Origin of the sequence: Deinococcus puniceus (assembly GCF_001644565.1) — a bacterium.
In the GTDB taxonomy this organism is placed as follows: Bacteria; Deinococcota; Deinococci; order Deinococcales; family Deinococcaceae; genus Deinococcus; species Deinococcus puniceus.
Map to the genome: position 1 here is coordinate 673,850 of NZ_CP011387.1, position 27,000 is coordinate 700,849.

At 63.3% G+C, this 27,000-nt stretch carries 27 protein-coding genes; 9 read left to right on the plus strand and 18 right to left on the minus strand.

Going from position 1 to position 27,000, the window contains the following annotated elements; genetic code table 11:
- Positions 1–129: 129 nt before the first annotated feature.
- Together SU48_RS03060 and SU48_RS03065 are read left to right on the plus strand one after the other, a co-directional pair.
- Complete coding sequence (locus tag SU48_RS03060; protein WP_157451065.1) at positions 130–321, plus strand: hypothetical protein; 192 nt, start codon at positions 130–132, stop codon at positions 319–321.
- A 187-nt stretch (positions 322–508) separates the two neighbouring features.
- The gene (locus SU48_RS03065; protein WP_064013972.1) at positions 509–1,333 is read left to right on the plus strand and encodes an HAD-IIB family hydrolase; all 825 of its coding nucleotides are present in this window, start codon (positions 509–511) and stop codon (positions 1,331–1,333) included.
- A gap of 264 nt (positions 1,334–1,597) precedes the next feature.
- On the opposite strand, the gene SU48_RS03070 is transcribed toward SU48_RS03065, so the two are convergent.
- Complete coding sequence (locus tag SU48_RS03070) at positions 1,598–3,064, minus strand: ATP-binding cassette domain-containing protein (protein ID WP_064013973.1); 1,467 nt, start codon at positions 3,062–3,064, stop codon at positions 1,598–1,600.
- Positions 3,065–3,126: 62 nt separating this feature from the next.
- Between SU48_RS03070 and SU48_RS03075 the strand changes: the two genes are divergently transcribed.
- Genes SU48_RS03075 through SU48_RS03085 form a run of 3 tightly spaced genes read left to right on the plus strand, consistent with a single transcriptional unit; the run spans position 3,127 to position 5,142 of the window.
- Positions 3,127–4,056: an SPFH domain-containing protein gene (locus tag SU48_RS03075; protein WP_064013974.1), complete on the plus strand. Its 930-nt coding sequence runs from the start codon at positions 3,127–3,129 to the stop codon at positions 4,054–4,056.
- Between the two features lie 4 nt (positions 4,057–4,060).
- Positions 4,061–4,537 (plus strand): NfeD family protein, encoded by a 477-nt coding sequence (locus SU48_RS03080; protein WP_064013975.1) that lies wholly within the window; start codon positions 4,061–4,063, stop codon positions 4,535–4,537.
- Positions 4,538–4,539: 2 nt separating this feature from the next.
- Positions 4,540–5,142 carry a hypothetical protein gene (locus SU48_RS03085; protein ID WP_064013976.1) on the plus strand — a complete coding sequence of 201 codons (603 nt, stop codon included), beginning with the start codon at positions 4,540–4,542 and terminating at the stop codon, positions 5,140–5,142.
- A gap of 116 nt (positions 5,143–5,258) precedes the next feature.
- Here the strand turns inward: SU48_RS03085 and rpsI are convergent, their stop codons facing one another.
- Both rpsI and rplM read right to left on the minus strand, forming a co-directional pair.
- The gene (gene rpsI, locus SU48_RS03090; protein ID WP_019011124.1) at positions 5,259–5,660 is read right to left on the minus strand and encodes a 30S ribosomal protein S9; all 402 of its coding nucleotides are present in this window, start codon (positions 5,658–5,660) and stop codon (positions 5,259–5,261) included.
- 2 nt (positions 5,661–5,662) lie between these two features.
- On the minus strand, positions 5,663–6,088 hold the full coding sequence (gene rplM / locus SU48_RS03095) for a 50S ribosomal protein L13 (RefSeq protein ID WP_064013977.1): 426 nt from the start codon (positions 6,086–6,088) through the stop codon (positions 5,663–5,665).
- A gap of 293 nt (positions 6,089–6,381) precedes the next feature.
- Between rplM and SU48_RS03100 the strand changes: the two genes are divergently transcribed.
- Both SU48_RS03100 and SU48_RS03105 read left to right on the plus strand, forming a co-directional pair.
- Positions 6,382–7,608: a hypothetical protein gene (locus SU48_RS03100; RefSeq protein ID WP_064013978.1), complete on the plus strand. Its 1,227-nt coding sequence runs from the start codon at positions 6,382–6,384 to the stop codon at positions 7,606–7,608.
- Between the two features lie 83 nt (positions 7,609–7,691).
- Positions 7,692–8,099, plus strand: a complete 408-nt coding sequence (locus tag SU48_RS03105) for a hypothetical protein (protein WP_064013979.1) — start codon at positions 7,692–7,694, stop codon at positions 8,097–8,099.
- Between the two features lie 3 nt (positions 8,100–8,102).
- On the opposite strand, the gene aroQ is transcribed toward SU48_RS03105, so the two are convergent.
- The 14 genes from aroQ to SU48_RS03175 form a co-directional block, all read right to left on the minus strand.
- Complete coding sequence (gene aroQ, locus SU48_RS03110) at positions 8,103–8,534, minus strand: type II 3-dehydroquinate dehydratase (RefSeq protein WP_019011128.1); 432 nt, start codon at positions 8,532–8,534, stop codon at positions 8,103–8,105.
- 136 nt (positions 8,535–8,670) lie between these two features.
- Positions 8,671–9,774: a 3-dehydroquinate synthase gene (gene aroB / locus SU48_RS03115; RefSeq protein WP_064013980.1), complete on the minus strand. Its 1,104-nt coding sequence runs from the start codon at positions 9,772–9,774 to the stop codon at positions 8,671–8,673.
- Positions 9,761–10,531, minus strand: a complete 771-nt coding sequence (locus SU48_RS03120; RefSeq protein ID WP_407919265.1) for a shikimate kinase — start codon at positions 10,529–10,531, stop codon at positions 9,761–9,763. Before SU48_RS03120 ends, aroB begins: the two co-directional genes overlap by 14 nt.
- Positions 10,532–10,702: 171 nt before the next feature.
- Positions 10,703–11,851 (minus strand): chorismate synthase, encoded by a 1,149-nt coding sequence (aroC, locus tag SU48_RS03125; protein ID WP_064013982.1) that lies wholly within the window; start codon positions 11,849–11,851, stop codon positions 10,703–10,705.
- Positions 11,852–12,013: 162 nt separating this feature from the next.
- A complete protein-coding gene (locus SU48_RS03130) occupies positions 12,014–14,230 on the minus strand; it encodes a type II secretion system protein GspD (RefSeq protein WP_064013983.1) in 2,217 nt (738 codons plus the stop codon).
- A 3-nt stretch (positions 14,231–14,233) separates the two neighbouring features.
- The gene (locus SU48_RS03135; protein WP_064013984.1) at positions 14,234–15,739 is read right to left on the minus strand and encodes a hypothetical protein; all 1,506 of its coding nucleotides are present in this window, start codon (positions 15,737–15,739) and stop codon (positions 14,234–14,236) included.
- On the minus strand, positions 15,736–16,389 hold the full coding sequence (locus tag SU48_RS03140) for a type IV pilus inner membrane component PilO (RefSeq protein WP_064013985.1): 654 nt from the start codon (positions 16,387–16,389) through the stop codon (positions 15,736–15,738). The genes SU48_RS03135 and SU48_RS03140 overlap by 4 nt, the downstream gene beginning before the upstream one ends.
- A complete protein-coding gene (locus SU48_RS03145) occupies positions 16,386–17,075 on the minus strand; it encodes a hypothetical protein (protein ID WP_064013986.1) in 690 nt (229 codons plus the stop codon). Before SU48_RS03145 ends, SU48_RS03140 begins: the two co-directional genes overlap by 4 nt.
- Positions 17,068–18,246, minus strand: coding sequence for a type IV pilus assembly protein PilM (pilM, locus tag SU48_RS03150; protein ID WP_064013987.1), 1,179 nt, complete (start codon positions 18,244–18,246; stop codon positions 17,068–17,070). The genes SU48_RS03145 and pilM overlap by 8 nt, the downstream gene beginning before the upstream one ends.
- 482 nt (positions 18,247–18,728) lie before the next feature.
- The gene (locus tag SU48_RS03155) at positions 18,729–19,460 is read right to left on the minus strand and encodes a hypothetical protein (RefSeq protein ID WP_064013988.1); all 732 of its coding nucleotides are present in this window, start codon (positions 19,458–19,460) and stop codon (positions 18,729–18,731) included.
- 223 nt (positions 19,461–19,683) lie between these two features.
- Positions 19,684–20,967: a UDP-N-acetylmuramoyl-tripeptide--D-alanyl-D-alanine ligase gene (murF, locus tag SU48_RS03160; protein WP_064013989.1), complete on the minus strand. Its 1,284-nt coding sequence runs from the start codon at positions 20,965–20,967 to the stop codon at positions 19,684–19,686.
- Positions 20,968–21,310: 343 nt separating this feature from the next.
- Positions 21,311–22,930 (minus strand): DAK2 domain-containing protein, encoded by a 1,620-nt coding sequence (locus SU48_RS03165; RefSeq protein ID WP_197474679.1) that lies wholly within the window; start codon positions 22,928–22,930, stop codon positions 21,311–21,313.
- A 4-nt stretch (positions 22,931–22,934) separates the two neighbouring features.
- On the minus strand, positions 22,935–23,270 hold the full coding sequence (locus SU48_RS03170) for an Asp23/Gls24 family envelope stress response protein (RefSeq protein WP_026299144.1): 336 nt from the start codon (positions 23,268–23,270) through the stop codon (positions 22,935–22,937).
- Positions 23,271–23,446: 176 nt separating this feature from the next.
- A complete protein-coding gene (locus SU48_RS03175; RefSeq protein ID WP_064013990.1) occupies positions 23,447–24,367 on the minus strand; it encodes a DUF4032 domain-containing protein in 921 nt (306 codons plus the stop codon).
- Positions 24,368–24,650: 283 nt separating this feature from the next.
- Here SU48_RS03175 and SU48_RS03180 point away from each other — a divergent pair, with 283 nt between their 5' ends.
- On the plus strand, positions 24,651–25,244 hold the full coding sequence (locus SU48_RS03180; RefSeq protein ID WP_064013991.1) for a sulfite oxidase-like oxidoreductase: 594 nt from the start codon (positions 24,651–24,653) through the stop codon (positions 25,242–25,244).
- 150 nt (positions 25,245–25,394) lie between these two features.
- Positions 25,395–25,928, plus strand: a complete 534-nt coding sequence (locus SU48_RS03185) for a mismatch-specific DNA-glycosylase (protein ID WP_064013992.1) — start codon at positions 25,395–25,397, stop codon at positions 25,926–25,928.
- Between the two features lie 36 nt (positions 25,929–25,964).
- On the opposite strand, the gene SU48_RS03190 is transcribed toward SU48_RS03185, so the two are convergent.
- Positions 25,965–26,996 (minus strand): hypothetical protein, encoded by a 1,032-nt coding sequence (locus SU48_RS03190; RefSeq protein ID WP_064013993.1) that lies wholly within the window; start codon positions 26,994–26,996, stop codon positions 25,965–25,967.
- Positions 26,997–27,000: the final 4 nt, after the last annotated feature.

The window sequence follows — 27,000 nt, forward strand, 5'->3', positions numbered from 1 at the left end:
GGCTTGATGATGCAGCTTTCTCCGCTGGGTATCGAGGTTTCTCTGATTGTGATGGGCTGACGTATCAAGGATGACCCGCCGCCGCAACTCTGCTTGATGCCCGGTCAGTTCACTGCTATGCTCCCCGGCGTGACCTCTTCTTCCAAATCAATCTTCCGTAAAAAGTCCTTCCCTTGGTTGGTGTTGTGGGCGCTGGCCTGCGGCGCGTTGGCCCTGTTTGCTGATGCTTTGGGCATTTCACACCTGCGCGGCTGGATCGTGGGGGCGTTCTTTGTGGGCGAAGTGCTGATTTATGGGGCGCTGGACAAGGCGGAAGGCTAGAGCAGTTGTCCGCACTACGGCATCAGACAAAGACTCCTGACGCTTCCATTCTCGTAACTGCTCGCTGCAATTCACTCCCTTCGTTCGGTCAAAACAAACAACTCTTTTGACCAATGTTCTAACCAAAGCCTAGGCCAACGCTTCAGGCTGACTTTCCCCCGGCATTTGGCCTGCTACCCTAGCCAACGTGACTCGCCGCCCGCCCACCGATGACTTTTCCCGTCAGCCTCCCGCCACGCTGCCCCTGCTGGTGGCCTTCGATCTGGACGGCACGCTCATTGCCGATGGAGCGCGGGATATTCCGGTGGCGACGGCTGAGGCCTTGGCCCGCCTGAAGGCGTTGGGCGTGCAAGTCGCCATCATCACAGGCCGCGACCTGCCCCCCGATGCCGTGCGCGAGGCTGTGCAGCCCGATGCCGTTGCCACCAACAACGGCGGACGTATCGAAATCGGCGGCACGCTGCATCAGGAGTCGCGCTTCGGGCCGGGGGATTTGGAAGCGGTGTTGGCGCATGAACTGGATGACGCCCGCATCGTGCTGTTTGCCGCCGACTGCATCTATTTCGATATTCCGGAAGGTGTGCAACCAGAGCCGTGGATGCTCCTCCGCACGCACAAACCGCTCTCGGAAGCGCCACACGACGACATTCTGAAAGTGGGGTTCTACCATCTGGACGTGGCGGCTTTGGCGGGCCGCCTGCGCCAGTCTCATCCCCATCTGGTGCTGACCGGAGCGCAGCCGCCCTATCCTCACTTTCTGACCGTCACGCCTGACGGGGCACATAAGGGTGCGGCCCTGACCCTGATCGCGCAGGCGCTGAACGTGCCGCTGGAGCGCACGATTGCCTTTGGCGACAGCGACAACGACGAAGCGATGCTGGAAGTGGCCGGACACGCCGTGCAGGTGGGCACGCTGCCCCTGTTGGCCCAGCACGCGCATCAGCAAGTGCCGAATCATCTGGCATTGGCGGAGTATTTGAACGGGTTGGCGGAGCGGGTAGAGGGGCAGTAAGTGGGACTCTTGTTAATCCCTGTGCGAGTCGGCAACCTCTGATACTTGTTGGGTTTGGCAAGCAACTAGAGTTAACGATTCCGGGCAACCCCCCCAGCCTGCTCCGCAGCCAGCCCCCCTTGAGGGGAGCGCAAAATCTTTTCTCCCCACCTTTAAGGGGGGCGTTGCGTCAGCAACGGGGGGGGTTGTTCTGCCAAAGCCTCTCAGCATTGCCAACCCAAGCAAGTATCAGGAAGTGGGCCTCTGTTCTTAGACCCTTTGACCCTAGACCTTTAGACGCCCTTCCAAATGCAAATGATGCGTCATCCCCCCCGGCGCGTCACTCTCTCGGTGGGCAATGACCATCAGGTGCGTGCCAGCCTCAGCCAATTCGGGCAGCAGTGCTAGAAACCGTTCTCGGTGCGCCGTATCCAAAAAATCCAGCCCTTCATCCAGAATCAAGAGCTTGGGCGCGTGCAGCACGGCGCGGGCCAGCAGCAGGCGGCGCAACTGCCCCTGCGAAAGCGTGTCGGCGGTGCGGGGCAACAGGTCTTGCAGGTGCAGGCGGGCGGCGAGGTGTTGCACAGCTTCGGCCTGCGCGGGCGTCGGTGTGGGTGCGAAGCCCTCGGTGCCGTCCCACGCGCTCGCCAAGATGTCGGCTCCTGTCCAGTCTCGGCGCTGGCGGATGCCCACCTCTGCCCCAATCAGGCCGATAGTGCGGCGGCGTGTGCTGAGGAGGTCGCGTTTGCCTAAAGCTTGCAAATACGGGCGTTCGACCGTTCCGCCCAACGCCGCATTCAACTCTCCCGCAATCAGCCGTGCCAGCGTGCTTTTGCCGCTGCCGTTCTCGCCTGTGACCAGCCAGTGTTGTCCCGCCTGCCACGTCCAGTCCAGCCGCCCCAGCGCGGCGTGTCCGTTGCGGTACACGGTCACATTCCGCAGCCGGATCAGGTCACCGCTGCCGGGGGGAAGGGGCAGGGAAATGGGTGTTTTGGGGGCCAGAACTGCGGATGCATCCTCATGCAAAACCCGTCCACCATCAACCCGGACAGTGCGCCAAGGCAAATCGGGGGCTTCTTCGGGGCGGTGGGTGGCGAGGACGACGGCCACGCCCGACGCATAGACCCGCTCCAGCACGCGCCCTAGCGTATAGCGTGCGCCCGCGCTCAGGCCGTCCGTGAATTCATCCAGCAGCAGGGCTTCGGGGCGGGGCATCAGGGCGCGGGCCAGTACCACCCGCCGCCGCTGCCCATGACTCAGCATCCGGAAATCTCGCTCTAGCAACGGCTCTAACTCGGTCAGGGCCACTACTTCGGCCAGCCTTGCCAACGCTTCCGGCGTGGGTTCCCACAGCCGCAGCGTGTCTCCTTCAAATCCGGCCAGCAGTACGTCCTGCACGGTCTGTTCCCACTCGCGGGTCAGGTAGAAGGCTTCGGCGTCCGGCCCCACCACGCTCAAGGTACGGCGGGCATGGACGGCGTGGCGCTGGGTCTGCCCATTCAGGTGCTGGCTCTTAAAATGATACAGCCGTTCCCCCGCTGCCGGAGCCAATTCACCCGCCAACAGCCGCAGCAGCGACGTTTTCCCGCCCCCGTTCGGCCCCGCCAGTCGCAACGCCTCGCCCCGCTTCAGCGTCAGCGTTACGCCGTCCAGTAGAGTGCGCCCGCTCGCCACCACGCGCACGCCGCGCAGGTCTATCAGGGGCCGGAAATGTATTTCTGCTTGTGCGCCCGCCGCCGTCTCTGCCGTCATCTCGGCCAGTCTAGCCCCACGCCAACCGGGAACTTCCGCCCTTCTCGCCGCGTACCTCTAGCATGGGATTTACAATTTTTGTGGTGGTGTTGCTTTTACTCGTGTTCGTCACCCTATTGTCGGGCATCAAGAGCGTGCCGCAAGGCTACGAATGGACTCAGGAACGCTTCGGCAAGTTCCAGCGTGCCCTCAAACCGGGGCTGAACATCATCATTCCGTATATTGACCGCATAGGCCGCCGCGTGAACATGATGGAACAGGTCATGGACGTTCCTAGTCAGGAGATCATTACCAAAGACAACGCGCTGGTCACGGTAGACGGCGTGGTGTTCTATCAAGTACTGGACTCCGCCAAAGCAAGCTATGAGGTTCGCAATCTAGAGCAGGCCACCCTGAACCTCACCATGACCAACATTCGGACTGTGATGGGCAGCATGGACTTAGATGAACTCTTGTCTAACCGAGATCAGATCAATGCCCGCTTGCTGATGGTTGTCGATGAGGCCACTGAGCCGTGGGGAGTGAAAGTCACACGAATCGAGGTCAAAGACATTAAACCGCCTGCCGATTTGGTAGCAAGCATGGCCCGCCAGATGAAGGCCGAGCGCGAAAAGCGGGCCAATATTCTGGACGCCGAGGGCTTCCGGCAGGCCGCCATCCTGAAGGCCGAGGGTGAAAAGCAGGCCGAGATTCTGAACGCCGAGGGCCGCCGCCAAGCCGCCTTTTTGGAAGCCGAGGCCCGCGAGCGGCAGGCGCAGGCCGAGGCCGAGGCCACCCGCGTGGTCAGCGACGCCATCGCGGGCGGCAGCGTGCAGGCCGTCAACTACTTCATCGCCCAGCGCTACGTGGACGCCCTGAAGGAAATCGCCATTGCTCCCAACCAGAAGACCCTTATTCTGCCCATCGAAGCCACCGCCGTATTGGGGAGTTTGCAGGGCATCGCCGAGATTGCCAAGGAAGCCTTCGGCGGCGCGGGCAAGGGCCGAGGCTAGGGCCATGATGGACTGGCTGCCCACGCTGGAGCGGGTGCAACCTTGGCACTGGTGGGTGCTGGGGTCTATCCTCCTGATTCTGGAAGTCGCGGCCCCCGGCGTGTTTTTCGTGTGGCTGGCGCTCTCGGCCTTTAGCGTCGGACTCATCGTGTTCGTGCTTCCTATGCCGGTGGTGCTGCAACTGCTGCTGTTCGGGGGATTTAGCTTGGCCGCTGTGCTGCTGGGCAGGCGCTACGTGGGCCGCTTGCCTGTGGGCGGCGAGGAGGGCGACAACCTGAATTTGGGCGCACACCGCTTTACGGGCCGCACCGTGACCGTGACCACTGCCATAGAAAACGGCATAGGCCGCGTGCGCGTGGGCGACAGCGATTGGCGGGCCACTGGGCCGGACGCCCCCGCCGGAAGCCGCGTGCGGGTGGTGGGCGCAGACGGCAGCACCGTGCAAGTCGTGCCGGAAGCCCTACTGGAAGGCGTGAAGTAAGCGTGGAATTGTTTAGTAAGAAGCTGAGCAACAAAAAGAAAGTGCGCGGCGGCAAACGTCAGGCGGCGCGGGTGGAAGCGTGGCGGCAGGCGCACCGAATGCCTGACCTGAATCACCTGGAAGCCTACGGGTGCGACTACGCCAAGCTCACGCTCGACCCTTGGTATCGCCTTGATCGCCGCACCCCGCCCGCCCGTTTGCGCCGCCAAATGCTGGCTGCCATGCTGGATGTCCGGGCAGCTTGGGCCGAAGCCTTTGCTCATCAGCCGCCGGAGTATCTGGCCGTGTGGGTCGGTTGGCCGAACTTCATGGAGTCTCAGGTGGTGCTGGCAACGGGGGAGCAGGCCAAGTATTACCGCGCCCTCCATCCGGTACTCGAAGAATCCAAGCCTTTGCCGAATGCGTTGGGCCTCACGCCCGCCCTGCACGCCAATCTTTCTGCCCTGAACTGGCGCGAGAGCTTGGACGAATACCCGTTGCTGGCCGAAGACTTGCCGGATGACGGCGGCGCGTGGCTGAGCAGTCGGCCCCACCGAATCACCCCACTCCGGGCAGGCGGAGCAGTGTATTGGCTGGAGCGCGGGCGAGTGTGGATCGGGGAGTGAGCGCCAGCAGTTGCCTCTCTTAGACTCTTTGACCCTAGACCCTTAGACCGCCCGCGCTCCAGCCAAACCAAAAAAATCCCCCACCAAACGGCAGGGGATGCTTTGTAGTTCTGAATTCAGCGCTTGCTGAACTGAGGAGCGCGGCGGGCCTTCTTGAGGCCGTACTTCTTGCGCTCGACTTCGCGGGGATCGCGGGTCAGGAGGCCTTTGGGTTTCATCATCGCGCGGAAGTCAGGGTTGACCTTCAGTAGGGCGCGGGCAATGCCGAGCTTGATGGCGTCGGCCTGACCGGTAGGGCCACCGCCTGCCACCGTAATGACGGCGTCGTAGCGGCCAGCAGTTCCGGTTTCGCGGAAGGCTTGCAGGGCGTGAACGGCACGCAGCAGACCACGGAAGTAGGTCTGAAACTCTTTGCCGTTGACGATGATTTTGCCTTCGCCGGGGCGGAGGAACACGCGGGCAACGGCGGTCTTGCGGCGGCCCGTGCCATAAAACTGCTCAACTTGTTGAATCGCCATGATTATCTGACCTCAAGCTTCTGGGGCTTTTGCGCGGCGTGGGGGTGGGCGGAACCGGGGTACACCTTCAGGTGTCCGTGCATCTGGCGGCCCTGACGGCCCTTGGGCAACATGCCGAACACGGCGTGCTCGATGACGCGCTCAGGGTGCTTGGCGATGGCTTCACGGGCGGTTTCGGTCTTCAGGCCACCTTGGTAGCCGGAGTAACGGGTGTAGACCTTGCCGTCCATCTTGTTGCCGGTGAGGGCCACCAACGAGGCGTTCAGGACAACGACGTAGTCGCCCTGAATCATGTTGGGCGTGAAGTCGGGGCGGTGCTTGCCACGAATGCGGCTGGCAATCAAGGTGGCGAGGCGACCCAAGGGAATGCCCGTGGCGTCGACTACGATCCAGTTTTGCTCGTCGTTTTTGGGGGTGTAGGTTTTCACCGTTTTGCTCCGTAAAAAAAGTGGGATTTGGTGGCGCAGAGTTCCTGCGGTCTGCCAACAACGCTGGCATCTGGCGGGTCTTGCACCGTGGCTGTGAGCGCGCCCCGCCTCGTCTGGGGGAAAAGGGTCGTGCGCGTCCGGGAGCCTCCCGGTTATCTCGGCTCTACCAAGCGCGAGACACTAAACGCCAATGTACCAGAGATGGGGAGGCGGGGGCAAGGGGAGCGGCGGTGCGGAACGGCCTCTGGTCACATCTGCGCGACAACTCTCCATTTGCCTGATACAACCAGACCATGCCCAAAATTCAGTCGCTGGCCGCGCTCCTCGGTTTGTCGCTCGCTCTGTCTGCCTGCAATCCCGATCCTATCGTCACGCCGCTCCCGCAGCCTCAGCCCGAGGTGATTACCCAGCCCGCCGCGCCTGTGGTGGGTCAGGCCACCGAGATTCAGACCCTGCCAGCGGTGACCCAGCAAGCCGCCAACACCTTCAGCGAAATGCTGAACCCGGCCAGCGCTGACTTCGACCCCGATTTGGCCGCCGTGCTGGAAGGTTTGGGTGGCGTGATGATGGGCCAGCCGGTGCAAATGCAATCTCTGAAAGTTCAAAGCCCCGCGCAGTTGGGCAATCAGATCAAGGCGATGCTCACCGCCCGTTCCCGCTCTGGCTTGGGTAACTTGACCGCCACCACCACGCTGTTGCCACGCGGCACTTGGATGGTGGGCGCACAAGGCCAGTTGACCAAAACCAGCGCCCAGCCTGCGGACGGCTACGTGTTGATGTCGGCTGGCACGGCCATCACCCTGACCGCCGAATGGGAAGTGGGCGGCAGTAAAACGGTGCTAATTGACGACAGTGGCACCCTGACGGGCGTGGCGATGCGGGTAGAAGTGCCCACCAACGCCCGCGTAACCCTGACCAGAGGCGCGGTGAAGCGGGCCGCCGCCCAGATGACTATGACTCCCGGCGCTTGCATCGGCATTTCTGGCCCCGACGCCCTCACTCTGACGGCGTGGGCAGGGCGCGAAGCCAATCCGCCCGCCCAATTGAAATTTAGCCACGCTTGGACGGCAACGGGCGTGACTACCAGCACCGAGGCCACTTACCTGACACGCAGCCGCCGCGCCAGTGCCTCCATGACTTCCAGCATCAGCGGCAGCACGGCCAACCGCTGCACGCCCGCCACCTTTGCCTTTACACCTACCCGAGCCGACCTGAGCGCCAGTGTCAGTGTGCCGGGCAACACGGCCAGCGCCGACCTGAAACTGCGCGACCTGACCAACGTGGTGTTCAGCGACACCGAACTCAGGGCCAGCAATCCATTCTCCAAAGTCACCGGGACGCTAAGCGCCAGTGCCCAGCACAACGGCAAAGCGGTACTCAGTGCTTTTGGCCCGCTGGCCGATGGAGCCGACGCTGACTTGCTGCCCGGAGACCAGACCAACGTGCAGTTCGTGCTGCGCGGCAAGCTGATCGTGACCAATTTGCAAGCAGTGTTTCAGGGCAAAGTGGCGCTGAACTGACCGGATATTGGCAGCACAACAGAAGGGGGCGGTAGGCCACTTGCGCCATGCCGCCCTTTCTCTTGCCCTGCTACGCTGCCCCCATGATTCCTCCCACGTGGCAAGAATGCCGTCGCCCAAACGACGATACAGACGATGACGAACTCGTCGGCTACCTCATGTCCGCTGGAGAACAGGTCATTCCTGTCACGTTGATCGGCACGCCGCTGGGTGAAGCACAGGCCAACGCTACTGCCGTTGCTCTGCTACACGAACGCGGCCTGATGACTCTCAACGGGCGGTGGTGGTGCCTCTTGCCAGAGGTGGTGCTAGGCACAGACACCGATCCCCTCCAGCCTCAGCCGTCGTGGGAATGGCGTTCGGTGTTCATCGTGGAAGCCAGCCCGCAAGAATGCCGCGTGCGTTTGGAGATGCCCGCAGAGGAAGAACGCACCAGCACGGTCACTTTGCCAGTGCCAGTGGGCGAGTTGTTGCGGGCGCGGCAGCCGTAAGCTCTAGCCTTCCAATTCCGTCAGATACTCCATCGCTAGGCGGTAGCCCACGAAGCCTAAGCCGCTGATTTTGCCCCGGCAGACAGCGGCAGTCACGGAGGTGTGCCGGAATTCCTCGCGGGCGTCCACGTTGCTGATATGCACTTCCACCACAGGCAGCGGTTGGCTGGCAATCGCGTCGCGCAGGGCGTAGCTGTAGTGCGTCAGCGCCCCCGGATTAATGACGATGCCGCCAAATCCCTGTTCCTGCGCCTCGTGCACCCATTCCAGAATCTGGCCCTCAAAGTTGCTCTGACGGCACGTCACGGGTTCGCCCAACTCCGCGCCCCACGTTTCGCATTGCCGCTCTAGGTCTTCTATGGTTTGCAGGCCGTACACGCCCGGTTCACGCAGGCCGAGGCGGTTCAGGTTGGGGCCGTTGATGATCAGCAGCAAGGGAAAACCTCCGGGAAGGGGTGGGGCGATTCTTGAGGCTCTGCGCCATAAACTCTGCGCCATAAATTCTGGGCCGTAAACTCTGAGCTGTGAAATCGGTGGGCAAGGCGTTCTGGTCAGACTTTGGGAGTGGTCTTCAGGGCGTATAGTCCACGGCTCCGAGCCAGCCTCCCCCCCAAATCTCCACTTGCCACACCCCAAATTGCTCGCGCAGCACGGCGTCCGGCACGCGGGTCAGGTACGGGCGGGCCAGCGCGTGGAGCAGCACGAAGCGCACGCCTTCCGCGTCGGCTTTTTTGTCGCGGGCCATGTACGGCTGCACATCGTCATACGTGAGAGTCGGAAGGGGCGCGGGCTGTTGCCACCGCAAAAAAGCGCGGGTGTATTCCGTCAAATCTTCGCCGCCCTGTGCCTTCGACAGCAGCGCCGCATAGTGCATCCCGTAGCCCACCGCGTCTCCGTGTGGCACGGCGTGCTGGGTCACGGCTTCCAGCGCGTGCGCCAGCGTATGCCCGAAGTTCAGGTAGGCCCGTTCGCCTGCCTCTAGCAGATCGCGGGTCACCACGCCTGCTTTCACAGCAATAGCGTCGGCCAAGGTGTCGGTAAACGTGGCTGACCCCGGCACAAAATCGGGCGCTAACACTCGGTCTATCAGGCTGGGATCAGAGATCAGGCCGTGTTTGTAGGCTTCAGCGGCTCCTTCTCGGAACACGGCGGGCGGCAGGGTGGTCAGGGTGTCGGTGTCGCACCACACGGCGCGGGGAGGATGAAATGCGCCCACCAAGTTTTTGCCTTCGGGCAGATTCACACCCGTTTTGCCACCCACCGCCGCGTCGACCATGCCCAGCAACGTGGTGGGGGCCGTATAAAACGCCACGCCGCGCAAGTAGCTGGCCGCCGCGAAGCCTGCCAAATCGGTTGCCGCGCCGCCGCCCAAGCCCACCACCGCGCCGTCGCGGGGCAAGTTGGCCGCCGCCAGTTTGGACAACACGCCCGCCAAGACCTCCAACGTTTTGCAGGCCTCGCCTTGCGGCACAGGAATGGTCAGCAGCAAGGCAGGCGAGAGCGCCGCCGAGAGCCGATCTATCCAGACTTGAGGCACGGCTTCGTCGTGAATCAGGGCGATTTGACGGGCCTCCACACGGGCACGCGACAGCACGCCGGGGCCGACTTCAACGGTGTAAGGAACGTTTCCGCCCACTTCAACCTGCCGGAGATGAAGAGTCTCAGTCGGCTGCACGTTCCCCCTCTCCACCGTCGCTGTCCTCGCCCCACGCGGCGTTCACGTCGGCCCAGTCCCACAATCGCTCGATCACTTCTTCCACGATTTCCTCGGAAGGCCGCCCGTCGCTGTGCACGTGAATAGTGCCCTGACGGTAGGACGGCTCGCGCTCGGTCATCAGGCTGCGAATGCGTGACAACGGATCGGCAGTCGCCAGCAGGGGGCGGTCACTGTGTTTGGTGCGCTGGTACACGGTTTCGGGGGTGGCCCACAACACCACCACCGGGCCGCGTTCCAGCAGGGTGCGGCGGTTTTCCTCGTGAATAAAGGTGCCCCCCCCTAGGCTCACCACCGCGTGATCCAGCCGGGACACGCGCCGCACCACTTCCTGCTCACAGGCGCGGAAATAGGCTTCCCCTTCCTGCTCGAACACTTCGGGAATGGTTTTGCCCACCACCCGCGTAATCAGCTTGTCGGTGTCTACGAAGTGCAGCGCGAGGGCGCGGCTCAGTTCCCAGCCCACGCGGCTTTTGCCGGTGCCCATAAAGCCCGCCAGCGCCACCCAGCTCACCGGGCGCTCGATCAGGCCCATGCTGAAATTGGGAGCAGGCCGGGAGGCCCCCGCATTCGCCTCCGCCTCATGTTGATCTGCTTGGCTTGATTCCGAATCGGGTGACCCATATTCAGGCATCCCGAACATGGGCGGCCCAAGCTGAGGCGGCCCAAACAGGGGTGGCCCAACTTGAGGCGACATGGAATCGGGCGGGACGGTCATGGAGGACAGTGTACGAGACTGGCCCCGCCCCGGCGTGACGGCGGCACGGTCTGGCCCGCCCGAATCAACACTATGGCCCCCTTCTGCCCAGTCCGGGTCTTCGGGTGGCTCCTGCAAGTAGGCGTGCAGCCCCGCCTCTATCTGTTCCGCCGAAACGCCTGCCAGCACAGCCTAGAAATCCCGCGAAAAGGCGTGTGCGGCGGCCACGCGCTCCTGCAATTCGGGCAGGGTATCGCCGCCGAATTTTTCCAGAATGGCGTCGGCGATGACCCAGCCGATGATGGTCTGGAGGATCACTCCGGCGGCGGGTACGGCGGTGGTGTCGCTGCGTTCCCGCGCCGCGTCGCTGGCCTCATGAGACACCACGTTCACGGTGGGCAGCGGCTTCATCAGCGTGGCAATCGGTTTCATGGCGACCCGAATCACCAGTTCTTCGCCGTTGGTCATCCCCGCTTCCAGGCCGCCCGCACCGTTGGTATCGCGGGCGTAGGTGCCGTCCCGGTAATACACGGCGTCGTGAACACCGCTGCCGGGCTTGCGGGCGTTCTCGAAGGCAGGCCCGATTTCCACACCTTTCATGGCTTGCAAGCTCAGGCAGGCCTGCGCGATGCGGCCATCCAGTTTGCGATCCCAATGCACGTAGCTGCCGAGGCCCACCGGAAGACCCCGGAAGCGCACCTCCAGAATGCCGCCCAACGTGTCGCCGTCTTTCTTGGCCTGATCGATCCGTTCGCGCATTTGGGCGGCGGCGTCGGCGTCGGGGGTACGCAGGTCGGATTCTTCGATGGCCTCCAGGTTGTCCCAGCTGAAGCCCTGCCGCGTTTCTATTCCGGCCAAACTGGACACGTAATTTGCGCCCTGCACGCCCAGTTCCGATAACAGTTTGAGGGCTACCGAACCCACCGCCACCCGCGCCGCCGTTTCCCGTGCCGACGCCCGTTCCAGCACGTCGCGCAGGTCTTTATGACGGTATTTGATGCCTCCGGTCAGGTCAGCGTGTCCGGGGCGGGCGTCGGTCAGGGCCTTCTTGCGCGGCTCTCCGCCCGGTTCCGGCGACATAATTTCCGTCCAGTTGCGGTGATCCTTGTTGGCAATCACCAGCGTGATGGGCGCACCTGTCGTTCGTCCGGCCCGCACGCCGCTCAGAATCTCGGCCTCGTCGGTTTCGATGACCATGCGCCGCCCGCGCCCATAGCCGCCCTGCCGCTTGCGGAGCCAAGGGTCTATGTCGGCCTTGCCCAGCGGCAGTTGCGACGGCAACCCCTCGATGATGGCCGTCAATTGCGGCCCGTGCGACTCTCCGGCGGTCAAATACCTCATACCTCCGACTTTAGCGCCCACGTGAAGACGGGACAGCGGCCATGATCAAACAAACCCAGCCAAGCACACACAGCCAAACAAACCCCAGCAGATCAACCCAGCCAAACGAACTCGGACGCCCCCACAACTGGGAAGGCGTCCGGGCAGAGGAGGTGAGGAGATTTACTTGACGACAGTTCCGGTCACGATGACCAAGAGCTGCGTGCTGTCTTTGGTCACGTTCTCGCTGCCGCCGAGGAGTGCGCCGATGACCGGAATGCTGCTGACGTAGGGCAGGCCTTTGCGCGTAGACACTTCGTTGGAACCCAGCAGGCCGCTGAGGAGCAACGTTTCGCCGTTTTTGAAGCTGACCACCGTCTGGGCGCTGCTGTTGGCAAAGTCCAGCAGGTTGGGCAGCGTATTGGTAATGGCGGTGCGGGGTTGGTTCACCTGACCGCACAGACGTACGCTGACGGTGCCGTCGGCATTCACGCTGGGGTCAAGGAAGTACATGTTGACGCCGTAGGGAATGGTGCGAACCACAGGAGCGCTGCCGCCTGAGCCGGGAATGTTGATGTCGAGGCGTCCGCCCGATTGCAGCGAGGCCGCCGCGATGTTGCTCTGGTCGTCGGGGCTGCCGCAGCGGAAGGTACCGCCGCCCGCGCCGCTGCCGTTGGTCTGGCCGCTCTGCATCATCACGGTGCCGTCGTACACGCGCTTGGTCATGCCCTGCTGCTCTAGGCTGTCCAGTGTTGCGCCGAGGTTAAAGCCCGTGAAGGCCCGCAGAGGATCGAAGGACGCGGCGAGTTGCCCGTTGGTGAGCGACACGTTGAAGCCGCCCAGCGAGGCCTTGTAGCCTACGCCGAGGGTTCGCAGGCCCGTTTCGGTAATTTCGTTGATGCGAACCTGAAGATTGATCTGGGGGACGCGCACATCGAGGGTGGGGATCAATTCGGCCACTTGCGCGACCTGCTGCGCCGTGCCGCGCACGATCAGGGTGTTGGTGCGCTTGTCGGCAATGATGGTGGCGGGGCTGACCTGTTCTGAACCAGCGGTGCTGCCGGCCTGCCCCAGCAGACTGCCGAGGGCGTTGGCAGGTGTCTGGGTCGCGGCGGGCTGCGCCGCAGTGGGTTGGGCCGCAGGCGTGCCGCCCACATTGACCCCGGTCACGATGCCGCCGCTGCCCGCCGCGCCTCCGGCAGCAGTCTGAACATTGCTGTTGGCACTGCTGCTCGCGGCCAGCGTATTTTCCAACACGCCCTTGACCTCTTCGGCCTTGGCATTTGCCAGCGTAAACACGCGCTGGGTGGTCAGGGCGGCCACTGGTGCAGGACGGTCTACTTGGGCCAACAACGCCAACGCTGCTTCCAACTGCACTTGAGGGCCAGTGATCACCAGTTGTCCGGTTTGGCCCACCCCCGTGACTTTCAAGGCCGGAAACTGGGTGGTCAGCAGGGCGCTGACATCGGCTTGCTGACCCTTGACGGAGTACACGCGCTGCACGGTTGGGCTGACTTCGGCGGTGGGCACCGGAGTCGGGGCGCGGTCAACTTGCGCCAGCAGGGCGGTTGCGGCGTCCAGTTGGCTCTGCTGTCCACTCAGTACCAGTTGTCCGGTTTGGCCTACCCCCGTCACTTTCAGGGTGGGGAACTGGGCCGTCAGCAGTGCCAGCACGTCGGCCTGCTGCCCGTTCACGGTGTATACGCGCTGCACGGCGGGTGAGGTATCGACAGAGCTGATGACAGGACGGTCAACTTGGGCCAGCAACGCCAGCGCCGACTCGATCTGGGTCTGCGGGCCGCTGAGTACCAGTTGTCCGGTTTGGCCCACTGCCGAGACCCGGAGTGTGGGGTACTGCGCCGTCAGGAGCGCCAACACGTCGGCCTGTGTGCCGCGTGCCGTGTAGATGCGCTGCACGGTGGGGGGCGTATTGCCCACGCGCAGCAGTGTTTTGCCGCCGAGGGGTAGGGTCTGGTAGCTCAGGCCGTACACGTCCATCAGCAGGGGCCAGACTTCGTTGAAGGGCTTGTCGGTAAAGGACAGCACCAGTGGGCGGGCGGTGCTACCAGTGGCCGCGCCGGAAGCCGGGGTCGCGGGAATGGCAGCCACTCCGGCGGCAGGCGCGGCGGCCAGATTCGCAGCCGCGTTCAGGCTGTCCACGTTGGCATCAAAAATGACTTCGTATCCGGCGGCTTTGGCGAGGGCCGCGAGCAGGCTGGACAGCGGCCCGGAGTACACGCCCACATTCACAGTCACGCTGGCTTTCGAGAGTTGCGGGTCAGGGGCAATGGTGGCGGCCTGTGTGGAAGCGGCGGGAGAGGCGGCGGGAGGAGTGGTGGTGGTCTGCGCGGCGGCCATGCCGAGTGCGGCGGTCAGGAGGAGGGCGTGACGTTTATTCATGGCTCACCTTTTGTCCAGTTCGAGGGTCTGGGTATCATTGCCGAGTGCGAGGGTGGCGCTGGTCGCCGTCACTTCTTTGATCACGATGTCGGAATCGGGCAGGGTTTGCCCCACCGACACCACCAAGAAGCCGTCTTTAGAGCGGAAGATGGCGGTGTTGACCGGGCCGAGAACCACGGCATTGAAGGCCAGTTCGCGGGCAGCGATGCTCTGATCCAGCGGGCGAGTGGTTTCGGCGGGCGTGCCCGTGCTGAGGGGAGCCAATTCCGTGATCACTTGAGGCGTGCCGGGACGCGGGGCGGCGGTGGGCAAGGAGGCGGTGACGCCCGTCCCTGTGCCCGTTCCCGCTGCGCCAGTGCCCGTGCCGTTCGCGCCGGAAGTGGCTCCGGTGCCGCCGCTGCCAGCATTGGCCGTCAGGTTGGGTACGCGGTTTACACCGGGCACACTGACGCCTGCAACGGGAGGCTTGATGGGCGGCAGGGGGGGTTCGACTGGGATGATGTCGGTTCCGTTCGTGCCAGTGTCAGCATTTCCAGCGTCTGGATTGCCCGCGTTGCTCGTTCCGTTGCTTCCGGTTGCGCTATTGCCTGTGCCGTTGCCGCCGTTGTCGGCAGTCACGATGTCAGGCGTCACGCTGGGCGGGCCGGGTGTAATGATCACGTCGTCTGTGCCGGAATCGTCTGGAGCATTGCCGTCTGCACCCGGAATGGTGGGCAGGGGGAACGCGCCGCCTGCGACATCTACCGAATCGGCAGGAACGGTATCGCCCGAACCGGGAATAGGGGAGATGGGCAATGCGCCGCCGTTGGTGCCCAGAGGATCAAGGCCGCTGCTGGTGTCGGTGTTGGCGACGCTGCCTGTGTTGCCTGTGTTGACCGGGGGATTGGTCGCGGGCGGCGTATTGGCCGTCACGTTGCCCGCAGGCGTGGTGCCAGCGGCGGCGGCATCTACCGTCAGGGGGCGGAAGGGATTCACGCCGGGCAGCAGCACCAAGGGGGTGTCGGGGTTGATGCCGCCCGGTTTGGGCGAAACGGCGGTGGTACCTTCTCCATTGGGGCCGACCAGAGTGCCCTCGGCGTTGCCCAGCGGGGGCAGAGTCGGAATGGTCACCGTGCCGGCGGGAACTCCGGCGCTGTCCGGGTCAACTGTGCCATCAGGATTGGTGCCGTCCGGGTTGGTCGTTCCAGCGTTTCCGCTGGCTGCCGGATCAACAGGGGTTCCGGTGCTGCCGGAGGCCAGAGGATCGGGCGTGGTGCCAGTTCCTCCATTGCCCGTGCCGCTGCCTTCTGCACCCGTGTTTCCTCCCGCTGTGCTGCCCTCTCCGCCAGCGGGCGCACCCTCGACAGGGACGGGGCCGCTGCCGCTTTCGCCGTTGGCGACCACGTTGTTGGTTCGGCTGCTCGTCCACACGTACCAGCCGCCGATCAGGCCCACCATCAGCAGCAAGATCAGGAGAATCTTCATTTCGCGGGACGGCTTAAAGTTCAGTGGAGCGCGGGTGCGGGTCACCGGACACCTCCAGATGCGGGGTCGGTGGCGGGTGCGTCCGCTGCTGCCGGAGCCGCAGGTGTGCCGTCCGCTGCGACGGGCGTGGCCTGCGAAGCGTCGAAGGTGTAGACCGTCAGACCAATCGTGCTTTCTAGGGGGGGATTGAAGCTGGACGCCTGCGGCACCTGAATGCCCACCGCCGTGACGTTGGTGAAGCGGTTCATCGTTTCTATGGAGCGGATCGCCTGAAACACCTGCGTAAACTGCCCACCCACGCCCACCGTGAGAGAAATAGGCCGCACGCCGCTGGGCAAGTCGGTGCCCGCGCCCGTCTGGACATTGAACGAACTCAGTTGCGCTCCGGCAGCGGTCACGTTGCGCCGGACTTCATCGAGGACGGTGCCGAACTGCGCGGCGTCGGGAAGTGCCCGCAAGAACTGGCTCTGCTCGACTTCCAGCGCGGCCACACGGGTACGCAGATCGGGCAACCGCTGGGAGGCGCTGCGGTACAGGTCGGCCTGCGTCTGGGTGGTTTCGACCTCGGTCTGAAGCTGCGCGATCTGGGCCTGCCGGGGCTGAAAACGCAGGTAATACCACCCGGCGATCACGGCCATGCACCCCACGAGCGCGATGAGGAAAATAGAGCGGGCATCGAGTTTGCTGGCGGTCATTGGGTGGCCCCCGGAGCCGGTGCCACAGGAGCGGCGGCAGGTGTCCCGGCTGCGCCTGCGGCGTCTGTGGGCGCGGCGGCAACAGGTTCTGCGCCCACTAAGCCCACTGTGGCGGCAAAGGTGTAGGTTCCGGTGGCCTGGTCGTTTTGCAAGCTGCGGAAATTGACGCCGAATTTAGGATTGGTCTCGAAGGCGTTCAGGAAGTTCACCACCGCTTGCTGGCTGCGGGCCGTGCCGGAGAGTTCTATTTCACGCTGCACGTTTTTGCCGATGTACACGCCGGTCTGTTGCAGTCCGGTCAGGGCGGTGGCCTCCACGGGGCGCACGTTCATGCTGGTCAGGGCCACGTTACCGCCCGCCGGAAGCTGCGCCGTGAAGGTCGCCAGATCGTTTGACCAGTACGTTTTGCGGTCACGCAGTTGGGTGGCAATATCGGTCACCTGCTTCAGTTGGGTTTCGGTGGCAGTCAGGGCGTCAAACTCCTGCTTGGCCTGCGTGAGGGCCACCACTTCTCCTTGCAAAGCGCCCAACTGCTTTTGCAGGTCGCCCACGCGGGTCGCGGTCACCACTTCGGGAATCAGGATAGCGGCGATGGTGACGGGAATCAGGGCATACGTCGCCAGCCGCCACCCGTTCGGTTCGTTGTTTTTGCGGTACTGCTGAGGCAGCAGGTTGATCTCAACCACGGTTCATCACCCCCCGCAGCGCGAGGCCCAGCGGCACCGTGAATTCGGGTGCGTTGGTTTGCAGGTAGCCGGTATCCACGTTGGCCTGATCGGTCTGCACCGTCAGCCACGGACTCGCCACTTCTACCCGGAAGCCCAGTGCGTCGCTGATGGCGGCGGCCAGTCCGCGCAATTTGGCCCCGCCGCCTGCAAGGAACGTGCGGTCAATGACCACGTCGCCGCTTTGTACCCGGTAAAACTCCAGCGAACGGCGAATCTCGGTGATCAGGTCGCCCAGCACGGGGCGCACCACCTCGAACACGCGGGCGGGGCTGTACTGTTCGCGGGCCATATCGAAGTTCAGCAGGTCTTCCTCGTCCTCGGTGGGCGTGGTGGCGGTGGCGTAGCCCAGCTTCACGTCTTCGGCGGCGGTAAAGTCCAGATCGAAGGCTTTTTGCAGGGCCGTCGTAAAGTCGTCGGCAGACACGTTGATGTTGCGGGCCATCAGCACGCGGTCACCGCGCACCAGATTGATCACGCTGCTGCTCGCGCCGATTTCCATGACCAAGGCCACCTCTCCGGCTTCCGTGTAGTTGGTGCCGGTCAGGGTGCTTTTGGTCAGGTGTTCGCCCAGCAGGTTGCCGCGCAGGGCACGCAGGGTGGCAAAACTCTTCAGGTCAATCACGGTGGGTTCTAGCCCGGCCAGCCGCAACACTTCCACCTGCCGCGCAATGGCTTCGGTGGGCGCGGCGGCAATCACGACCTCCATCTGTCCGTCGGGCGGAATGGTGCTGATGTCGTCCAGAACGTCGAAATCAAGGCTGACCTCGTCGATGGGGTACGGAATGTAGCGTTCCGCCTCCCACTTGATGGCCTCCTGAAGGTCTTTGCGTTCCATGCGCGGCACCATGATGTTGCGCGTGACCGCCGACTGGTTGGGCACGGCGGTCACGGCGTATTTGGTGGTAATCCGGTGTTGGGCCAGCAGGTTCTTGAGTTCGGTGGCCACGGCCTGAGGCTCGACCACCATCCCGTCGCGCATGCTGCCGATGGGCGTAGGCACCATGACGGCATGCAGCAGGGAAGGGGGAGAGCCGGGACGCAGCGCGACAACCTTGATGGCGCTCGTGCCAATTTCCACACCGATTGCAGATGGGCGCGGATTAAGTAGGCGGTTCAAGAAGCTCGACATTCTCCCTCCAGAGTCAGACAGATTTTAGCATTCACTCATCTGGCACGGTCTGCGACCAGAGGAAGATGAGAGGTGAGGGTGCGGGCCGAGGTCTGGGAGCGACATGAACAGTTCATGCAATCACTCGCCGACTTACTTAACTCTGACAGGTGAGAGCTATTCCACAGCCGTCTAGCACGCATACCATACCCCAGATATGCAGGCAGTCCAGTACGTTTCCAGTCGCTGCTGTACGCGGTGCTTCACCCCCAAACTGTGAAGGGACGCGGGCGTTGCAGCCATGAAGAAATCGGCCCGTTGGCTTGAGTGGCCCCCCATTGCTGTCAAATCAGCAACGTTTTTGTGAACAAAATGGCATTCTGATCTTAATATTCAGCGGTACTGGAAGCTCAACCGTTTGCCTTCATAATGATCCGCGTTTCTGACATGGGCTTAGGGGTCTGATGTAATCATCTCCTCATGAAGAGTGGTCAATCTCAAACTTACCGACCCTCATTCAGAAGATTAAGATTCTCGGTGAACACTTTGATGCTCCCCTCTGCCGAAACGGTCACGGTAGTGCTCCCCACTTGTCCCACCCGGCCTGCCCCGTGCCCCACACTGTTCAGAATCCGGCCTGTGCCATCGCCGCGCTCCAAGCGTCCGTTGGCAAGGCGGTAGGTTCCGGTGGGGGTCACGCTCGTGGGCACAGCGGCGCTGCGTGCGCCTGTAGGCAGCGCCACCAGAAACGGCGCGGCGTTGACTTCGGTCACCACGTCGTCGGTCACGCGCCGCAGGTTTCCGGCCAGCAGCACATAATCTGCGCCGTCGCCCCCGGTGATGGCTGCCAAGGGTGCGCCCACCACGCCCGCCGCCACCGCACCCTCATAGGTCACGGCGCTGCCGTCTTCCCGGTAGGCCCGCGTGCTGCTGAGGGCCACCACCCGGCCCACCGCCACGCTGCGGGCGGCCCGGTCTAGCGTGACCACCACGCCCGCACCCGGTACGGCAGCCCACGCTTCGCCCTTGTTCCACGCCACATCTACAGCGGTGGGTAGGCTGGGGCACACCACCCGGAACCCCGGCGCACGTGCCACACACGCCCGCCCACCTGCCACCCAAGTTACGCCGTCGGCACTGAACGCCGCCCGGAACGCCGCGTCTCCAGTAGGGGGAGAGTAGGCCGGAGCGCAGGCCGAGAGCAGCAGGGCAAGGATGGGCAAGAGGCGGGGCATGGTGTATTTCAGCCTATGGGGAGGTGGGGTGGGTGAGGATTAGGGGATGGGGAGGTGAGAGGGCAGGTGTAAAGGGGCTGGGATGAGGGCAAACTTCAAGGGCTGGAGTCTGGTTAGCCTCCTCACCCTTGAGGGGGGAGGTTGGGACTCGCAGAGCTGCGCTAGCAGAGGGGGTGAGTGAGCGCCAGCGATTACCCTTGACTTAGATCCTCAGCCCCTCTCCTCAGCGCCCCGCCAGCAGCGCCCCCACCACCGTATCCAGCCCCACCCCTTCCGCTGCCCGCCGCTCCAGCGTCCAGCTGATGCCCCGGCTGGCCTTCACCAAAATTACGTCGCCGTCTTTGGTATCGGCGGTCAGCGCGGCCAAGAGTTCGGGCACCGTGCGGTAGGCCCGCTCGCCCAGTTCGGTGGCGAATGCGCCCACGCCGTAGGTCACGTCGGCTTTGGCCCGCGCATGCTCCCCGACTTCGGCGTGCAGGGCGCGTTCAGTGTCGCCCAGTTCCAGCATTCGCCCCAACACACTCACGCGGCGGCCCGGAAAGCCGCTGAGGGCGTCCAGCGCGGCGGTTACGGCAATGGGGGAGGCGTTGTAGGCGTCGTCTATGACCGTGTAGCGGCCCGGATGCACCCGGTAGCGCCCGCCCGGAACCTGCACGGCGGCCATGCGCCCAGCGGCCTCATTCAGCGCAATGCCTGCCCCCTGCGCCAGCGCTAGCCCCAGCACGGCGGCTTCGGCCTGCACGGTGGCGGCGTGCGGCAGGCTCACGGCTTGGCCCGCATAGGTGAAGCTCGCACCTTCCGCAGTCACCTCTAACTCTTGTCCAGCCAGAGTCGCGCCCCCGAATCCGTAAGTATCTACACCCGGAAAGTAGGCGGCGGCCTGTGCGCCCACGAAAGAGCGAATCGGCTGGCCTGCCACATCGCGCAAAATGTGCCCTTTCTCGAACGCCACGTTGTCTACCGTTCCCAGCGCCTCCAGATGTGTGGCCCCGATGGTGGTAATCACGCCCACATCGGGCCGCACGAGGTCGACGAGTTCGGCCATTTCGCCCACGCGGTCTATGCCCATTTCCACCACCAGCGGCCTAAAGCTGGCCCCACACTCGATCAGAAAACAGGCGATGGCGGGCGGCGTATTGAACACGGGCATAAACTGGGCGTCCAGCGCGGCGGCCACGTAACTTTTGGCGGTGGTTTTGCCCGCGCTGCCCGTGATGCCCACCACCAACGCATTTTTGGCCCGCTCGTGCCGCGCCCACGCAAACAGCGCCTCCTGTGCGTCGGGCACGCGCACGGCCCGCTCCACGTCCAAATCGGTCAGCACGAAGGGTGCGCCCGCCGCCAGCGCCGCCTCTACAAAGCGGTTGCCGTGCATTTTTTCGCCGGGTAACGCCACGAACGCCACCTCCGGCGAGGCTTGGCGGGAATCCCAAGTCAGGCGCAGGGCGGGCCGCGCCAGCGAATGAACGGCGGCGGCAAAGGGGAGGGCAGCGTGCGGATCGAGCATAGGGAGAAGGTAGCAGAGGGAAAAGGGAGGCGAGCCGAAAGGGCGTAGAGCGGGGAGGGCGGCCAAACCTGCGGAAAACCATCCGGCAAGCGCGACTGCTTCAGCCTGCTTTCGGTCAGGAGTTGCCGAGAAAAGTGCGGGGCCAGAGTTGTGATACGGGATGGCTTTGATTCCCGAACATCCGCAAAAGCACCGATAGGGTCGTCCATCGCCGCCATCCCGTCGTTTCTTCTACTCGCTTCGCTGGAAATTCGTCTTCGACTCATTTTAAGCTCGTATGACACTCCAGCCCCGCAGTCTCCGCATCAATTCCGTCAGATCAGCCCTGCCCCGCTAGCCCCGCTCATTCGATGGTCACCAAGTAGTCATACAAATCCGGCCCGCCCGCGTGGGCTTCCAGTTCGGCCATCGGGAATTCTTTTTCTATGCGGCCCGATAAAGCTTCCAAATCTTCCAAGGTTTTTTGGGGGCCGCCAAACACCGTGATCACTTCTTGGCCGCTGTAGCCCCGGTTCAGCATTTCCAGCACGCTGTCTTCGGGGCTGCCGCCTGCCTGCACCAATTCGTCGTCTTGCAGCCCAATAATGTCGCCCTCGGCAATCGCCAATGTGCGGCCATCTTTGGTGGTGATGTTGGTGGTTCGGCTGGCCCGCGTGACTTCAAACGTCGTGACTTTCGCGGCGCTTTCGGTCATCTCAGCTTTCAGGCTTTCGGCGTCGGCGTCGGCGTTAAACGCCAGTGCTGCGCCCACGCCCTGCCCCAGCGTGCGCGTCGGCACCACCACGGCGCGGCCTTCCATCAGTTCCATCGCTTTTTCGGCGGCCATCAGCACGTTTTTGTTGTTGGGCAAAATCAGCACTTTCTTGGCGCTCACGCTGCGAACCGCGTCCACGATGTCTTGCACGCTGGGGTTGGCCGTCTGCCCGCCCGACACGATGCGTGCGCCGAGGCTGCGGAACAGTTTGACCAAACCGTAGCCACTGGCCACCGCCACGAGGCCCGACTCCGGCACTTCTTCTTCGGCGCGGGCGGCGGCTCCGGCCATGCCCAAGATTTCGGTGTGCTGCTCGGACATGTCTTCCACTTTGGTTTTCAGCATGCGCCCGTAGCGGCCCACCATCGCCAGCAGCGCGTCAGGTTCGTTGGTATGAATGTGGCCCTTCACGTAGCCTTCCGCGCCCACCACCAGCAGGCTGTCGCCAAACGGCGTCACCAGTTCTCGGATTTCTTCAATGGGCTTGGTGGCCTCACTCATCAGAAACTCGGTGCAGTAGCCGAACTCCTCGTTGTCGAACTGCTGCTGGGCGTAGCTGGTCACGTCGGGGGCTTCGGGGAGGGCCTCGCCGCGTAGGGCCGCCAACATGCCCTGCACCAAATACAAGTAGCCCTGACCGCCCGAATCGATGACGCCTGCCTGCTTCAGCGCGGGCAACATTTCGGGGGTCTGATCCAGCAGCTTCTGGCCGCCGAACAGCGATTCTTCCAGCACCTTGTCGATGGTGGCGGCCTTATCCTTCACGGTGGCGGCTCCATCGGCCACACCCCGCGCCACCGTCAAAATCGTGCCTTCCACGGGCTTCATCACGGCCCCGTATCCGGCTTTTTGGGCAGCGGCGAAGGCGGCGATCAGCGTGGTCGCGTCCACCGTTTTCTGGTCTTTCAGCGTTTCGGCAAAGCCTTTCAGAAGCTGAGACAGGATCACGCCGCTGTTGCCGCGAGCGCCCAAGAGTGCGCCGTAGCTGATGGCGCGGGCCACACTGGGCATCAAGTTTTCGTCGCAGGTATCGAGTTCGCGGCGCACCGATTGCATGGTCAGGTGCATGTTGGTGCCGGTGTCGCCGTCGGGCACGGGGTACACGTTCAGGGCGTTCACCTGTTCGCGGTACACGCCCAGCCAGTCGGTGGCGGTTCTCAGCATGTGCGCCAAATCTGCCGGAGAAAGCGTCAACATCTCTTTATTCATAGGCTTATGCACGTTGAACCCCCACGGCATGAACGCGGGTGGCTTTCAGTTCTATGCCTGCTTGCCCGCGCACAGTGTGTACCACGCGGTCAACGATATTGCGGGCCACGGTGGGAATGCTGACGCCGTAGGCCGCCACGATATACAGGTCGGCGGTGAGGCCACCCTGCGCGTCTTTGGAGATCACCACGCCGTCGCTGACGTTGGCGCGGCCCAGCACACGGGACAGCCCTTCTTTGAGATTCGCAGGGGCCATGCCCACCACGCCCGGAATTTCGTGGGCCGTCAGGCCGATAAGCGAGGCGAGGGCCGCCTCGGTAATATGGATGGAGCCAGTCACAGTACCCGGCAGTATACAGGCCGGGCAGATTGGGGCGGGGGGGCGGTTTAATGGGGGTACTAGGGTGCGCCGTCTAAGGGTCGAGGGTCTAAGGGGCTAGAAACAGCAAGTGCAGCCACCAAAAACCGTGGACTGCAAGCCGCTTTCGCCTACAGTCCACGTTCCTTGTCACCGCCTTACGTCACTGGATCAAGTTCGCCTTTCAGCAGCAGTTGCACGCGTTGGCCCAAGCGTTTGTACAGCGGCGGCGCGTAGTGGGCGCGGAAATCCTTGGTGGCTTCCTCGCTGCCGATGTCGTGGCCTTCTTGGGTGGTCAGAAAGTAACGGTGATCCATGATCCACAGGTACAGATCGGCTTCGGTGCGGCCCGGAAAGCGCTTCATCACGTCGTGCTTGTCGATGTTCTCTAGGATTCGGCAATACAGGCGCTTGTACCAGCTTTCCACGGCCTCTTCCCAAGTCACGGGCGGCAGGCCTTCGCGTCCGGGCTTGCGGTCTAGGAAATACTGCCGGGTGCGGATGTGCTCCAGCAGGCGGTCGTAGCGACCCGGCGTGGTAAAGAGAATTCCGCTGTGGTTGGGCACGAGCCGGTCAAGGTTGGTTTCACGCAAAAAGTGCGCGTATTCGCCCTTGATGATCAAATCCTTGAGGGTGTCGTGCTCTTCGGGCGGCACGGTCACGTTCAATTCGATCACGTTGGCGTCTATGTATTTCTGACCCTGCCGACGCGCCACGCTGACGCGGTGGTTGCCGTCTTTGACAAAGTAGAGGTCGCCCACTTTGTAGACCTGTATGGGTGGCAATTCCTTGCCTTCCAGTTGGGCACTCCGGACGCCGATCCAGCGTTCGTCGAGGTGTTTTTCTTTGGGCAAATAGTGACGGTCAAATTCGCGGTACCGGTCAACAGAACCGGTGATCTGATCGACGGGAATAGCTTGCAAGCCCAACTGGTGCTCACCTTGAGGGCCGAGATGTTTCATCCAGTCGAAGGGCAAGAGTTCATTGGGTTCACGGCGCAAGATGCCCAGCAGGTCGCGCACATCGGCGAGTAAGCGGGCACGTTCGACTTCATGTCTGGCCTGATTGTTGGCGTGCATGGTGGTGTACTCCTCGCAGCTCTTACCTGAGTGGGCGGAACTGCTAAGACCAAGGGCAACGCTTCTCCGGGGAACAAGAAATCGGCCCCGGACTTGAGACCAGTATACGTGCCCTGCCCTTACCCCATCCTGACAAGTCTGGTCAGGTGCCGGTCTGCTGCCGCGCCCAGCCGCTCCTGCGCCCCAGTCCTGATCTATCGGAAGCCTTAACACTGACCCCGCCCACCCAGAATTGAGGGTTCGCCTCTAGCTGAGAGCGTGTGGGCGGCGTTGAATACCCCCCATGTTAGGCAGATTTTTTAAGAAGCCGGAGAACGATATGGGAGGCCGCGTGCCGCCCGGTCAGACCCTCACCACGCGCTTTCCGGTGCTGACCTATGGCCCGGCCCAGCGCTACGCCGCGCAGGATGTGGTGATCCGTATTACCGGGCTGGCCGAGGAACAAACGCTGACGTGGGCCGAGCTGATGGCGCTGCCGCAAACCACCCTGACCTACGATATTCATTGCGTAACTCACTGGAGCAAACTCGATACCACGTGGACGGGCGTGCGGGTCGTCGACCTGATGGAACACCTGAAGCTGAAGCCGGGGGCCACCCACGTCATGCAGCACAGCGTCGGCGGGTACACCACCAACCTCAGCCTCGAAGATTTTACCCGCCCCGAAAACCTGCTGGCCTACGAATTTGACGGCGAACCGTTGGAAGCCGAACACGGTGGGCCGCTGCGAATGGTCGTGCCGCACCTGTACTTTTGGAAGAGTGCCAAGTGGCTGACGGGCCTAGAGTTTATGGCCGCCGATGAGCCCGGATTCTGGGAGCGCAACGGGTATCACATGCGCGGCGATCCGTTTAAAGATGAGCGGTACAGCGACTAAGAATTCCGATTGGAAGCCGTGCATTTTGGCTTTCAATCCGACTGGAAGGACTCGTAGAGCTGCAGCGCAGAGTAGGAACAAATACGGGCTACGTGGAATGGACGCGCGGCCAGTGGGGTGCTGGACGTGCGGTAATGAAGGGGAGTCCGTATGAGCGGGCTAGACCGCGCCCCCTACCTCGTCCCTGATGTGTTGCAGCCGGGGCTGACGCTGGTGCTGATCGGCACGGCCCCCAGCAAGATCAGTGCGCGGGCGCGGGCCTACTACGCCAACCCTCAAAACAAGTTCTGGAGCGTGCTGCACAGCGTGGGCCTCACGCCCCGGCAATTGTCGCCCCACGAGTACGCGTTGTTGCCCAGTTGGGGAATCGGCCTCACCGATGTGGCCAAACGGCATTCAGGCGTAGACGCCGCCCTGCCCGCCGAAGCGTGGGCACCCGAAGAACTGCGCCTGAAAATACGCACCCACGCGCCGCAACTGGTCGCCTTCACCAGCAAACGCGGCGCGTCCGAGGTGCTGGGCAAAGCCACCGGGCGCTTGCCTTACGGCGTGCAGCCCGACTTGCTGGAAGGGGCGGAAGTGTGGGTGCTGCCGTCTACGAGTCCACTGGGACACACCCATTTTGTGCTGGAGCCTTGGCAAGCGCTGGGAGAACGGGTAGGGGCGCTCAGAAGCTCCGGCTAATTGGTTCGGTTTTAGTTGTCCCGCCCTAGTTGGTTATTAGTGCTCGGCTTCTGAAGGCAATGCGGGCGGCAGCACCAGCACGCTCAGCGCCAGCCCGCCCAATCCGGCCATGACGGCCACGCCCAGCCAGAGTTCCAGACTCAGGTTGCTGAGGCCCAGCCAGACATTCAGGGCCAGATACGGTGCCCAGACCAGCAGCGGCAGCAGGAAGGCGAACACGCGGAAAGCAGCAGGACGGCGCGGCGAGGGATCGAGCCACAGCAGCAGCGTATCCAAGACCAATCCGCACGCCAGCATCAGCAGCGGCTCGCGCCACGTTCCCGGCACCAACATCAGCGTCATCAGCAGGGTATTCAGGCCGTACATGACGGTGATGGCCCCGAATGGTAACCGAAAACGCCGCAGGAGCAGCAGCACGGGGGCCGCCAGAATCAGCGCGGTCAGCAAGGTGCCGCCCAACTCGGCCCGCAGTTGCACGTAGCCGATGCCCTGCGGCGCACGCAACAATCCCCACAAGTACATCTGCATAAACGACGTGAAACAGAGAATGGCGGTGGCTGCCATCAACGCGGGCCACACGACTCCGGCGGGTGCGCGGCGCGGCGTCGGCATCCGCCACGAGGCGTTCAGCGGGGCACTTAGGATCAGCACCGAACCCGCGAACAGCAGGAGGTGCGTGGGCGACAGCAGGGCTTCTATGCCTACCTCTATGCCAAAAACGGTGTGCCAGAGCAAATCGCCCAGACCGCCCAGTGCGAAGACGGGTACGCCCAACGCGGCGGGCCAGTAGCCGTCGGGAAAGGCCGCCACGCCGCGCCGCCCAGCCTTCAGGCCCTGCCAAGTCAGCCACAGCGTCCAGCCTGCCACCGCCGCAAAGCCGCTATAAAACAGCGCGTGCCAAGGCGTAAAGAAGGTTTCTAGGCTCTCGCCCAAGTTGTTGTGCGCCCACCCGTCTACAAAAATACCTACCATCAGCCACCAGCCGAGGCCTACCGTGACCAAGTTTTGGGTAGAGGTAGCCCGGTCTGTGGCAGCGGCGGGCGCGGCAGCGGGATGGAGGGTGGTCATGCCC